Raw genomic sequence first — 12,740 nt, forward strand, 5'->3', positions numbered from 1 at the left:
CCCAAACTGGGGCAAGACGGGCCCGGATCACTACTGGCACGCTAGTCAATAGCTACCGGCGAGTTTTTCCCCCCAATGGATCCCCACTCGCCGGCAGCCCACACTTCAGTGCATGAAGCCACCGTCAGGGTCGACGTAATTCGTAGATGGTGGTGTCAGAGAGAGCGAGACTCTTTTCGACGGTATAACCCGCCCCCTCGAACAGGCCGACGTCGGTCGAAGCCTCGGAGTCGTGATCGCTGATGAACCACAGCGTCTGCCCCGTCGGGAGGTCGTGTGCAGCGTCTACCGGGCTCCGATAATCGCCCCACAGAGTGGATGTGTTGCTCTCGATCAGCCCCACATCGTCGAATCCGTCGAATGCGTGCGGGTAGCCGATCATCAGCCCCCGGGTGTGGTTCGATTCGAAAACCACGGCGTCACCCGGCGTTGCGACCGCCGTGAACTCTGCAGCGGCTTGCGACCAGTCGCTCTTATTCGCTTGCGGTGTTCGCAGGCCGACGTCGGTTGCAAGAGCCAAGGCGGCTATTACGACGACGCCCACGATTCCCCACCAGTTTCGCGGTAAGACCGAGAGTGTGAAACCGATGAGCAGCGCGGCAGCCGGTATGCAGAACGACACGTATCGCGGGCTGTAGCTGGGCGAAACGAGGCTGATGGCCGCAAGCAATACGACGGGAACGCACAACCACAACAGGCCGAGCGCGACGAGCGGCGGAAACCATCGCTTCTTCACTCGCAGAGAGATCGCAACCGCTGCCGCAAGCAGAATGAACGCCCAACAAACGATTGCGAGGGGTGGCGAGTAGAACCATTGCGACACAAAAACGTCGTCCCCGGTCACGACCTTTCCGACGCTGATGATCTGCCCGCGTTCGAACACCGAAGCGAGAATCACCGGGAGGGCGATGAGCAGCCCGGCGGTGGTGGCCAACGCCCACCCTTTCAACGCAGCGCGGCGTACCTCGAGATCCTTTCGAGCGACCAACAAGAAGAGCCCGAACACAGGGGCGAGAAGCGCCAGGTAGAGAAAGACATAGATCGACGCGGCGAACGCGAGAGCGAACCACACCCAGGCTCGAGTGCGGTTCTGCCGCACAAGGCTGAGCAGCAGAATCGTCAGCCACACCGCCGCGGCAGCCGCTATCGCGTAGGAGCGGCCCTGGGCGCCCATCTCGATCGTGCGGGGGAGAACGGCCGCGACAATCCCGGCGAGGATGCCGCTGAACCGTGTTGAGAGTCGTGCGCCGATCACGACCACTCCCGTGACCATGAATCCCACGGCGATCGCGCTCGGGAGTCGCAGAGAAAGCTCGGAGATGCCGAACAAGCGAATCCAGAAATGCATGAACAGGTAGTACGTGCCGTGCACCGCGTCGACATTGAGCAGGAGCTTCGGCAGAGTGGCGAGCGGCCGAGATGCCGCTGCGATCGTGGCCGCTTCGTCGGTCCAGAACGACGGAACCCATAACCCGACGAAAGAGGCGACGAAACCGAAAGCCCCGACGGCAACCGCTGCCGGTGCCACGCGAGCGGTGCGTGACGGAGCGGCGGTGAGCGTCGTCGTCATGCGCGCCACTCTATCGTTTGGCCCGGCGGCAGTCGGGCAGTCGGGCGTTCGGGCCACACGGGTTTCTCGCCATACCGAATTTACTCGGCTACACAGGGCCGCCTATCAGAATCGAACTGATGACCTATTCATTACGAGTGAATCGCTCTACCGACTGAGCTAAGGCGGCCTGGCCGGGAGTTACCCACCGGCACAGCAAGCAAGCTTATATGAGTGTGTGAAGCTCACGGAACGAGTTGTCGAGCAAGACGGCCATGGAATCGCCCTCAGAGCTCTGCGCCCAGCACGCCCAGGCGTGACGCATGGCCGCTAAAGCCACCAGAGCGGTCAACGAGGCGCGATCACGAAGTGATGCCTGATCAGGTATTTCGTTCGATTCAGCACGAGTTCGGGCATCCACTTCGAGTCGGCGCTCGATGAGCGAGGTCAGCTCGACCTCGAACTCTCGAACTCTGCTAATTCGCTGAATCAGCAGGTGCGGGGCATCGTGAATGACGCTCTTGCGCAACTGGTGCAGCTCGAAATCTTCGGTGTCGGGTGTCGCGACAACGAGCATGATGCCGAGCAGCCCGTCGAGAACGGGCTGGTCGGGGCCGGCGGCCACAAACGCCTCGGCGAGTTCGGGCGGCAAGGCACCGAAATTCGAATCGCCCATCACAGCCGACTCTTTCGAATCGAAGTAGTTGAAGAAGGTTCGGGGAGAGATGTCTGCGCGCCTGCTGATGTCGTCGACTGTGACGTTCTCGAGGCCCTTCTCACGACTCAACTCGAGAACGGCGAACTGAATCGACCGCCTGGTCGCCTGGCGCTTTCGCTCGCGCAGGCCGAGCTCAGGCGCGGAGGCGGGTGCGCTCATCGTATCGCTCACCCGTCAATCATTGCAGACTGCGCAATATTGCACACCGAAATCGTGTAAACGACTTTGCTCGTCGTTCGAACGCTGCCGGATGCCCGCGTCAGGCCCGAACGTCAGCTCGTGCACTTGGGGTCGGAACTCGGTACGGCCCCCGTCAAGAAGTACTGATTCACCAGGGAGTGTACGCACGACGAGGAGTTGTACGCCGTGTGCCCCTCACCGACGAACGTGATCAGCTGGGCGCTCTCGAGCTGCTTCGCGACGGACTGCGCGTCTTCGTAGGGTGTCGCGGGGTCGTCTGTCGTGCCGATGACCAAGATGGGCTTCGCCCCCGGCGCACTCACAGGGCCGGGCGTGCGGGTCGCCGGCACCGGCCACGCCGCGCAGCCGATGTCGCCGTAGGTCCACCACGGGCCGAAGGTGGGCGAAGCGGCGATGAGTTCGGTGTTCTGCTTCGTTATGGTCGCCGGGTCTGTCACCGCGGGGTAGTCGAGGCAGTTGATGGCGGTGAACGCCTCGGTCTGGTTGTTCTGGTACGTGCCGTCGGTGTTGCGACCGTTGTACGCGTCGGCGAGCTGGAAGGCCAGGTCTGCGTTGCCCTGCTTGACCTGAGCGATCATCTGAGACAGGTACGGCCAGCTGTCTTTGCTGTAGAGCGGGTAGAAGATGGCCGTGAGCAGCGACGACGAGCCGAGCTTTCGCCCGTCACTCGCGGTGATCGGACTCTTGTCGACCGCGTTCAGCAGAGCCTGAACCTGCGTCGACGCGTTGTCGACGGTTCCCGAGAACGGGCAGTTCGAGCCCGCAAGGCAGTCCGCAAGATACGCGCGCATGGCGCCCTCGAAGCCCTTCGCCTGACCGAGGGTGGAATCGAAGCTGGTCGACGTGGGGTCGACCACACCGTCGAGTACGAGCCGATTGACCTTGGTCGGGAACAGGTTGGCATACTCGCTGCCGATGAACGTTCCGTAGGAGTACCCGAGGTAGTTCAGCCCGGTGTCGCCGACGGAGGCCCGCAGCGCGTCGAGGTCACGCACGGTGCTTTCGGTGTCGACATGCCCGAGCAATGCGCCCGTCTTCTGCTCGCAGCCGGCCCCGAATGCGGTGGCGCTGGCCTTCGCGGCCGCCTGCCACTCGGCAGAACCGTGCGCTCCAGGAGTGATGTCGTAGAGGTAAGCATCCATCTGCTTGGGCGTCACGCAGCTGACGGCCGACGAGGCTCCGACGCCGCGCGGGTCGAACGCCACGACGTCATACTGCTTCTGCAGCACGGGGTCGACAGCGAAGTCGGCGCTGTTCTTCAGAAAGTCGACGGCCGAGACGCCCGGGCCGCCCGGGTTGACGAAGAGCGTGCCGAGCTTTGTGCCGCCGCCGGCCGGCTTCTTGATGAGGGCGAGCGAGATCGTGTCGCCGCTCGGATTGCTCCAATCGAGCGGAACCGTGGCGGTCGCGCACTCGAACGAGCCGTTGCAGCTGCTCCAATCGAGCGACTGGTCGTAGAACGGCTGCAGTGCCGCGTCGACCTTCTCACCCGTGGGCGTCGAGGCGCCCGCTGATTGGCCGTCGGTGGCTCCCGAGGCGGAACTGAACCAGGTCGAGCATCCAGAGAGCACAAGGGCGGCCGAAACCGCGGCGGCGGCCAGCGCGAGGGCTCGGCCGCGGCGGCGCGCCGAACGGGGGCGGGGTGGAACAGTCACAGTGTTGCCTTTCGCTGTGGTGACGCAACGGTGACAAGCATGGCCTCCAGCGCCAGAGCAGGTGTTACATTTCGTGAAATTCTCAGCCGGGCCGCAGCAATTGCATCCATGATTGCCAGCGTTTCTGCAGGGTCGGAATCGCGCGCCACCCGCACGAGCCGCTCTTCGATGGCGAGGTTGATGAGCTCGAGTTCGGAGTCGAGCTGCAGCAGCAGAACATCACGGTACAGCGAGAGCAGATCGACCAGAATGCGGTCGATTCCGTCGCGCAGGCTTCGTGTGGCCCGACGTTTCTGATCGTCTTCGAGCGCCTTCACCTGCGAGCGCAGACCCATCGGAACCGCCTGTCCCGGCTCGACGCCGAGCGTGCGCAGCGTGTTCTCGCGCTCTTCGGCGTCGCGCTCTTCGGTGATGGCCTCGGCATCGTCTTTCGCCAGCTCGAGCAGGCGGGCGGCGGCGACCACCGCCTCGGGAACGGTCTGGATGCCCAGAGCGATGTTCAGCGTCTCTTCACGCCGGGCGCGAGCGTCGTCGTTCGTGGCCAGCCGATGCGCCATGCCGATGTGACTCTGCGCCTCGCGCGCCGCGCGCTCGGCCGTCTCGTGGTCGACCCCGTCGCGTCGCTCCAGAAGGCGCGCGACGTCACTCGCACTCGGAACACGCAGGCGCACCGAACGCACCCGCGACCGGATGGTGGGCAGCAGGTCGGCCTCGCTCGGAGCGCACAGAATCCACACCGTGCGCTCGGGCGGCTCTTCGAGCGCCTTCAGCAGAACGTTCGAGGTGCGTTCGACCATGCGGTCGGCGTCTTCGATGACCATCACGCGGTAGCGCGAGACCGACGGCGAGAACTGCGAACTCGTCACCAGCGAACGCACCTCGTCGATGGAGATGATGACCCGGTCGGTGGCGAGCACAGCGAGATCGGGGTGCGTGCGTGCGGCCACCTGACGGCAATCGGGGCAGACCCCGCACCCCCCATTGCGGCAGAGCAGCGCCGACGCGAACGCGTAGGCGAGGTTCGAACGGCCCGACCCGGGTGGCCCGGTGATGAGCCAGGAGTGCGTCATGGCCGACTGCTGCGTCGACTCGCCCGCGGCCGCGCGAAAGACCTCGATGGCCTCGGGCTGGCCGGTCAGTTCGTTCCACACGCTCATACAGACAACCTACCCGGGGTGGCTGACACTCGTGCGGCCGGGCGGCAGGCGGCGGCTCGGGTTCGCAGAGCCGAAAGGCGGGGCCCACACCATCCGGAGCCGAATGCGCCCGTCAGAGCAGCGGCTGCAACCGCTCGCGAACCTGCGCCGCAATGGATTCGGGCGGCAACGTGCCGTCGACCACCACGAAGCGGGTCGGTTCAGCCGCCGCGATCTCGAGGAACGACTCGCGCACTCGGCGGTGAAAATCGCTCTTCTCGGCCTCGAGCCGGTCGAATCGTTTCTGATCGTTGTCGAGCCGGGCCCGCGCAGCGACCTCATCGAGGTCGATCAGAACCGTGAGGTCGGGTCGCAGATCTTCGGTCGCCCACTGCGAGAGCGATCGGATCTCGGCCGCACCCAGCACACGGCCGCTACCTTGATAGGCCACAGAGGAGTCGATGTAACGGTCTTGAATGACGATCTCGCCGCGTTCGAGTGCCGGCCGCACCTTCGTGGCAATGTGCTGAGCCCGGTCGGCCGCGTACAGCAGGGCTTCGGCACGAGGAGTGATGAAGCCGCGGCTGTGCAACACGATTTCGCGCACCTCGAGCCCGAATTCGGTGCCGCCAGGCTCACGAGTGCGCAGCACCGTGCGGCCCGCCTTCAGCAGCCACTCTTCGAGCAGGCCGGCCTGTGTCGACTTACCCGATCCGTCGCCGCCCTCGAGGGTGACGAAGACGCCGCGGCCCGTGCTCACCGCTGAACTCACTTCTTCGGTGCGGCCTTTCGCGCGGGCGCCTTACGTGCCGTCGTCGTGGCTCGCTTCGCTGTGGCGCGCGGCTTCGCCGGGCCTTTCGCGCGCTTGTCGGCGAGCAGTTGAACCGCGCGATCGAAGTCGATCTCTTCGATCGTCTCGGCCTTCGGAATCGTGGCATTCGTCACGCCGTCGGTCACGTAGGCGCCGAAACGGCCGTCTTTGATCTTGATGGCCTTACCGCTTTCGGGGTCTGGCTCGTCGAAGTCTTTCAGAGCACTGGATGCCCGGCGAGCGCCGTACTTCGGCTGAGCGAAGAGCTCCAGAGCACCGGGCAGATCGATATCGAAGATGAGGTCTTCGTTTTCGAGCGATCGTGTGTCGGATCCGCGCTTGAGGTAGGGACCGAACTTGCCGTTCTGGGCAGTGATCGGCTCTTTCAATTCTGGGTCTTCGCCGACGGTACGCGGAAGGTCGAGCAGCTTGAGCGCGGTGTCGAGATCGATCGACGCCAGGTCCATCGTCTTGAACAGCGACGCCGTGCGGGGCTTGACGGCCGCTGCGGCCTTCGTTGCCTTCTTCGCGGAAGCCTTCTTGGCTCCCGCCTTGGTGGTCGTCGCGGTCGCAACCGCGCCGGCAGCAGCGGTCGCCTGCGCCTTCGTCGCCTTCGCGGTCGAACCGGTCGTAGCCGTCGGCTCGGCAAGGAGCCCGGCTGCCGCCTCGGCAAGAGCGATCGTCGCCTCCATGTCGACCACGGGTTCTGGCTCGAGCTCGGTGATGTAGGGCCCGAAGCGGCCGTCTTTCGCCACGATGTTCTTGCCGTTGGCCGGATTCACTCCGATGACACGATCGGTGACGACGGGCGCCTCGATGAGTTCGATGGCCTTGGCGAGGGTGAGTTCATCCGGAGCCAGCTCCGGCGGAATGTTCACTCGACGAGGCGGCGAGACTTCACCGGTGGCCGGGTCGGCCGTCGCTGTGTCGTTGACCTCGAGGTAGGGGCCGTACTTGCCGATTCGAAGGGTGATCTCGTCTGAGAGCGGGATGGAGTTGATGGCGCGGGCGTCGATGTCGCCGAGGTTGTCGATCACATCGCGCAGACCCTTGTGCTCTTCGTTTCCGAAGTAGAAGCCGTTGAGCCAGTCGACCCGGTCTTCTTCGCCGCCCGCGATCTTGTCGAGATCGGATTCGAGCTCGGCCGTGAACTCGTAGTTGACGAGTTCGGCGAAGTACTCTTCGAGCAGCCGAACCACCGAGAAGGCGATCCAGTTCGGCACCAGGGCTTGCCCCCGTGGGGTGACGTAGCCGCGATCGATGATGGTGGAGATGATCGAGGCATAGGTCGACGGGCGCCCGATTCCCAGCTCGTCGAGAGTCTTGACCAGGCTCGCCTCGGTATAACGCGGGGGCGGGCTCGTCTCGTGACCGGCGGCATCGACCGTGATGGCCTTCAGCTGTTGGCCGGCGACGAGCGGTGGCAGCTTGGACTCGGTCGGCTCCGACGGAGCGTTGCGCTCTTCGTCGCGGCTCTCTTCGTAAGCCAGCATGAAGCCGCGGAACGTGATCACGGTTCCGCTGGCCGAGAATTCTGCGGTCGTCGACGGCGAGATCGCTTCGACGGCGGTGGGCCCGGCGGTGATGGTGACCGAGGCCGTCGAACCCTTGGCGTCTGCCATCTGTGAGGCGACAGTGCGCTTCCAAATGAGTTCGTAGAGTTTGAAGTCGTTTCCGCGCAGCACGCTGGCCACTTGTGACGGCGTGCGGAACGTCTCGCCCGCCGGACGAACGGCTTCGTGCGCTTCTTGAGCGTTCTTGCCCTTGCCCGTGTAGAGCCGCGGCTTGTCGGGCACGGTTTCGGCGCCGTACAGCGCGCGAGCCTGGGTGCGGGCGGCATTCAGCGCCTGCTGCGACAGCGACGGTGAATCGGTACGCATATACGTGATGTAGCCGTTTTCGTAGAGCGACTGCGCGACGCTCATGGTCTGCCGAGCCGAGAACCGCAGCTTTCGCGCGGCCTCCTGCTGCAGCGTCGACGTGGTGAAGGGCGCCGCGGGGCGCCGGGTGTACGGCTTCGACTCGACGCTGGCGACCTGGATGTTCACACTCGGGTCGGCGAGGGCCTCGGCCAGCGCCGTTGCCTGGGTTTCGCCCAGCAGGGTCGCCTTGCTCTTCAGCGAACCGGATTCGTCGAAGTCGCGGCCGGTGGCGATGCGGTCCCCGTTCAAGCGCACGAGGCGAGCACCGAAGTGCACCGATTCCGCCTCGGAGGCGGTAGCGGCGTCGGCGAGTACGGCGCTCAGATCCCAGTAGCTCGCGGCGGTGAAGGCCAGACGCTCGCGTTCACGCTCGACGACAAGCCGGGTGGCAGCGGACTGAACACGGCCGGCGGAGAGCCCGGGGCCCACTTTGCGCCAGAGAACGGGCGAGATTTCGTAGCCGTAGAGCCGGTCGAGAATTCGCCGAGTCTCCTGCGCGTCGACAAGAGCCTCATCGATGTCTCGGGTGTTGTCTCGGGCGTGCTCGATGGCCTCTTTCGTGATCTCGTGAAAGACCATGCGGCGTACGGGAACTTTGGGCTTCAAGACCTCGAGCAGGTGCCAGGCGATGGCCTCGCCCTCGCGGTCTTCATCTGTTGCGAGATAGAGCTCGTCGGCGTTCGCGAGAGCCTTCTTCAGCTCGGCAACGGTTTTTCTCTTCTCGGCAGACACCACGTAGTACGGAGCGAAACCGTTCTCGACATCGACAGAGAACTTGCCGAGTGACCCCTTTTTCAGCTCGGGCGGCAGGTTTTTGGGCTCGACGAGGTCTCGAATGTGGCCGACCGAGGCTTGCACCTCGTATCCGTCACCCAGGTACTGGGCGATGGACTTCACCTTGGTGGGTGACTCGACGATTACGAGCTTTCTCGGGCCTGACACGGGCGCTCCTACAACAACGATTGGGGGTTCTCGGGGGTCGAACGACAGATTCGACCGTCAGGCACACCATACACACCCTGTGCCCTGCATTGCCTAATCGACTCTTTGCCTCGTCTATTCCTCTTATATGCAAACACCCGAATTCACACGTACCCGCCTGTGGATTCTCGTGATGTGGAGGCTCGAACCCGGTCGGACAGAAGACGACGGCTCCGGCGGCCCGGCCCTGGCCCTCGCGGTGACGTGCACGCCGAGAACAGTACGCGACACGACAACCAAAACCACCTCGCCGTTGGCCTGGCACGATTCGAGTGTCGCGCCGCCGAGTTCTGCCGCGCGAGCCGCCTGCTCGCACGGGTAGCCTGCCACCGCTCCCGAAGCGACATCGGCGGCGGCCAGCGCGGCCGACTCCGCCGCGGCCTGAACACCGTGTTTGAGCGAGATCGCGCCGCACAAGACGAGCAGCATCGCCACAACGCACACGGCGCCCGCCGCCACAGCGACGGCGAGCACAGAGCCAGCACCCCGATCATCCGCCGCCCACCTCACTTGCCACCTGCAAGAGCGCACGATCGCGCACTGACCCGAAGGCCACCCGAGTCGCCGAGACCGCCGAAGACAACGGGCGCAGTCACGGTTGCGCAGACGAACTCGCCTTCGGTCGACGAGGAGAGCTCGTGGGAACCGGCGAGGGCGCCCGCCACCGAGTCTGCCGCGCCCGTGGATTCGCCACGACCGAGGCTGCGGGCGGCCGCCGAAGCTGCATCGACGACCCTGATCTGCACACCGGCCGCTTGCACGGCCCCCAGCATCATGACGATGATGAGGGCGACAGCAGGCAGCGCGGCCGCCAGTTCGGCGGTAACCGTGCCGCGGTCGTCGCGCAGCCACTGCGGCCACTGCGCGGCACTCATCCAGACACCGTGAGCGCACGGTGGATCATGTCGGTCAGCATGCCGCGCACCTCATCCCCCCGCAGAATCACCACCAGCAGGCCGGCGAACCCCACGGCCGCCATTGTGGCTATGGCGTACTCGGCGGTCACGGAGCCGCTTTCGTCGGCCAGCATCGCGGTGATGCGGTCGATTCGTCGGAAGGGCCGCGGTGGTGTGTTGACGTAGTCGATCATGCAGATTTCTCCTTGGGTGGGTGGGTGAGTGAGTGAGTGAGTTCGTGGGTGGGCGAGTGGATGACTGATGGGCTTGATACGGGTGAAAGGGGGTTTCAGAGAGAAGTGAAGGTCGAGGTCACCACCGAGATGAGAAGGGGAGCGACGCCCAGCAGCATGAAGGCGGGAAGCACGCAGAGCCCGAGCGGCAGCATCAGGCGCACGGCGAGAGCCGCAGCACGCGTCTGACTTGCGGTCAAGGCTTCTCGACGCGCTTGGGCTCCCTCGGCACGGAGCAACTCCGCAGCCGGTACGCCTGCCCGCTCGGCCAGGTCGAGCACATCGTCGAGTCGTCGACGTTCGGTCGGCGAGACGATGTTTGCTGCGTGCACCGCACGCTCGGCGATCTGACGTGCGCGCGAAAGCGATGCACCGCCGCTCATGGCGACGGCCATCAGGTCGAGAGACAGGCCCGACGAGACGTGCCGCGGTTGCGCCGCCCTGACAAGCAGCGCGTTCCACCGCGACGAGACACAGAGCAGCACGGTGCCTGCGACGAGACAGATCACCCCGGGAACCGTGGCGAACAGGGTGTGCACGGTATCGAACCCCAGCACAGCGCCGAATGCCAGCCCGACCACCGGGAGCAAGGTCATCATGCGCGCCGTCGCGATCGGTGCCGCGAGTGCCACTTCGACCGTGCGCTGCACGTCGCCGACCTCGACCAGGGTCTTCGAGAAGTCGCGCAGACACTGAGCCAACGGAGCGCCGCTCTCTGTTGCCACTCGCCACGCCGCTGCGACGAGCATCCACGCCTGCCGAGAGTGAGCGGAACAGACGTTCGCTGCGGCGGCGATGGCCTCGTCGATCGGCGCGCCGTCGCCGACGGCGCCGGCCACCCGACGCACCACCCCGTTCTGCGCGGCGAATTCGATCGTGGCTGCCGAGCCTCCGGCCTCGACGGAACCGCTCATTCTCGCAAAGCCGCGGTGCGCGTGGTCTTGAGACCCCTCGGCCAGATAACGCCAAGCCCGTGCGGGTGGTACGCCTGCTTCGAGCAGAACCGCAAGTCTCTGCACGCTCGACGAAACAGCGTGGATCTGCGCCGCCCGCGATCGCGATCGACCGGCGCCGCTGCCGCCGCGCCCGCCCGCACCCCGCCTCTTCTCGTCAGACATGGCGGCCTCCGCTCATTCGGGAGCCGCCGATGTCGTAAGGGGATGCACCGACCAGCCGGCCTCGCGACCACACACTCGTTGGTGCTCGGGGTGGGTGCGGCGGCGGCGGCACAGGGTCTTCGATGACGACGAGTCGGCCCCGAACATCCAGTTCGAGTCGGCCGATCTGCGCCAGACGGCGACGACTGCCAGAGCGTTCAAGATGAAAGACGACGTTGATCGCGCTCACCGCTTGGCGCGCTACCGCCTCAGGCTGCAGCGCCGCGAGGGCACCCATCGCCTCGATGCGCGCCGCCACATCGTGCAGCGAGTTCGCGTGCAGGGTTCCCGCTCCCCCGTCGTGCCCGGTGTTCAGCGCCGAAAGCAGCTCACGAATCTCGGCGCCACGGCACTCGCCGAGCACGAGTCGATCAGGACGCATGCGCAATGCCTCGCGCAGCAGCCGCTCGAGCGAGATCTCTCCGGCGCCCTCGAGGTTCGCCTGCCGGGCTTCGAGAGCCACGAAATGCGGATGCTCGACCCGAAGCTCAGAGACGTCTTCGATGGCCACGATTCGCTCACCATGCGGCGCCTCGGAGAGCAGGGCAGACAGAAGGGTCGTCTTGCCGCACCCACCCGCACCCGTGATGAGCATGTTCGAACGGGCCTGTACATGAGCGCGAACCAGTTCGAGCTGACGCTCGTCGCAGAAGAATCCCCGCCCCTCGAGGTCGTCGAGGCTCAGCCGCCCGGCCGCCGGCACGCGCAGAGAGATGACCGTGCCCTTGGGGGCCGCCGGCGGCAAGACAGCGTGCAGTCGGACCCCGTCGTGCAGACGCACGTCGACACACGGATTCGCTTCGTCGATGTGCCGGCCGCCCAGCGAGATGAGTCGAACGGCGAGCTGTCGCAGCTCTGCTTCACCGGGACACGACCACGTCTCGTCACGGCAGAGCCCGTCGCCGCGATCGAACCAGAGGTCGTTCGGCCCGTTGATGAACACGTCGGTGACCGCTCGATCTCGCAAATAGGCGGCGAGGGGGCCGAAGTCGTCGGCGCCGACACGTTCCTCAGCCCCGGGTGACGCCACGCCCGCAGTGGTCGCAGGCGTGCCGGATGGTGGTGACGCGGTGAGCGTCTCATCGTGCTGCGAGCGCGAAGCAACGAAGGGAGCGAGGTGAGTCGATGTCATGCTGCGACAGTAGGCAACGCCGCAGGTGCCGACAGGGCCGTGACCACCATCTGTGCGAAAGCCCTGACCCCATGCGGCTGTGGAGAACCTCGCACCGGGCTGCGCGGCAACGCGGATGGCGTACGCGGACGCGAGAACCCGGCGCAGGGGTGAAACGGCCGTTAAATGAAGGGGGCGGCACCATTTGGGGGAAAAGGTGCCGCCGTAGCACCGCATGATTGGGGGGAATCAGTGTTGCGGTGCATCCAAGCCAAAATCGACTTGGTAGCTAAGAGTTTACCTATCCGAAACATGCGCGCAAACCCCATCAGAGAATTCCCAGCATTTCGCAATCGAAACACAGGTTCAC

General features: G+C 65.2%; 11 protein-coding genes and 1 tRNA gene. All 12 read right to left on the minus strand.

Going from position 1 to position 12,740, the window contains the following annotated elements; translation table 11 throughout:
* Positions 1-124: 124 nt before the first annotated feature.
* The 12 genes from LQ955_RS12225 to LQ955_RS12280 all read right to left on the minus strand — a co-directional run bounded on the left by LQ955_RS12225 (position 125) and on the right by LQ955_RS12280 (position 12,391).
* On the minus strand, positions 125-1,570 hold the full coding sequence (locus tag LQ955_RS12225) for a glycosyltransferase family 39 protein (protein WP_231024809.1): 1,446 nt from the start codon (positions 1,568-1,570) through the stop codon (positions 125-127).
* A 96-nt stretch (positions 1,571-1,666) separates the two neighbouring features.
* Positions 1,667-1,739: transfer RNA gene (locus LQ955_RS12230), tRNA-Thr, on the minus strand.
* 36 nt (positions 1,740-1,775) lie between these two features.
* Entirely contained in the window at positions 1,776-2,438 is a 663-nt protein-coding gene (locus LQ955_RS12235; protein ID WP_231024810.1) for a TetR/AcrR family transcriptional regulator, read from the minus strand.
* Between the two features lie 101 nt (positions 2,439-2,539).
* The gene (locus tag LQ955_RS12240; protein WP_231024811.1) at positions 2,540-4,123 is read right to left on the minus strand and encodes an alpha/beta hydrolase; all 1,584 of its coding nucleotides are present in this window, start codon (positions 4,121-4,123) and stop codon (positions 2,540-2,542) included.
* Positions 4,120-5,280, minus strand: coding sequence for a DNA polymerase III subunit delta' (locus tag LQ955_RS12245; RefSeq protein WP_231024812.1), 1,161 nt, complete (start codon positions 5,278-5,280; stop codon positions 4,120-4,122). The genes LQ955_RS12240 and LQ955_RS12245 overlap by 4 nt, the downstream gene beginning before the upstream one ends.
* A gap of 112 nt (positions 5,281-5,392) precedes the next feature.
* Positions 5,393-6,019, minus strand: a complete 627-nt coding sequence (tmk, locus tag LQ955_RS12250) for a dTMP kinase (protein ID WP_231024813.1) — start codon at positions 6,017-6,019, stop codon at positions 5,393-5,395.
* 8 nt (positions 6,020-6,027) lie between these two features.
* Positions 6,028-8,934 (minus strand): type I DNA topoisomerase, encoded by a 2,907-nt coding sequence (gene topA / locus LQ955_RS12255; RefSeq protein WP_231024814.1) that lies wholly within the window; start codon positions 8,932-8,934, stop codon positions 6,028-6,030.
* Between the two features lie 123 nt (positions 8,935-9,057).
* Positions 9,058-9,504 carry an Rv3654c family TadE-like protein gene (locus LQ955_RS12260; protein WP_313788348.1) on the minus strand — a complete coding sequence of 149 codons (447 nt, stop codon included), beginning with the start codon at positions 9,502-9,504 and terminating at the stop codon, positions 9,058-9,060.
* On the minus strand, positions 9,480-9,848 hold the full coding sequence (locus LQ955_RS12265; RefSeq protein ID WP_231024815.1) for a TadE family type IV pilus minor pilin: 369 nt from the start codon (positions 9,846-9,848) through the stop codon (positions 9,480-9,482). Before LQ955_RS12265 ends, LQ955_RS12260 begins: the two co-directional genes overlap by 25 nt.
* Positions 9,845-10,003 (minus strand): DUF4244 domain-containing protein, encoded by a 159-nt coding sequence (locus LQ955_RS12270; protein WP_390623485.1) that lies wholly within the window; start codon positions 10,001-10,003, stop codon positions 9,845-9,847. Before LQ955_RS12270 ends, LQ955_RS12265 begins: the two co-directional genes overlap by 4 nt.
* Positions 10,004-10,158: 155 nt before the next feature.
* A complete protein-coding gene (locus tag LQ955_RS12275; RefSeq protein ID WP_231024817.1) occupies positions 10,159-11,220 on the minus strand; it encodes a hypothetical protein in 1,062 nt (353 codons plus the stop codon).
* Positions 11,213-12,391, minus strand: a complete 1,179-nt coding sequence (locus tag LQ955_RS12280) for a TadA family conjugal transfer-associated ATPase (protein ID WP_231024818.1) — start codon at positions 12,389-12,391, stop codon at positions 11,213-11,215. Before LQ955_RS12280 ends, LQ955_RS12275 begins: the two co-directional genes overlap by 8 nt.
* Positions 12,392-12,740: the final 349 nt, after the last annotated feature.

It is taken from the genome of Subtercola endophyticus, assembly GCF_021044565.1.
GTDB classification, from domain to species: Bacteria; Actinomycetota; Actinomycetes; order Actinomycetales; family Microbacteriaceae; genus Subtercola; species Subtercola endophyticus.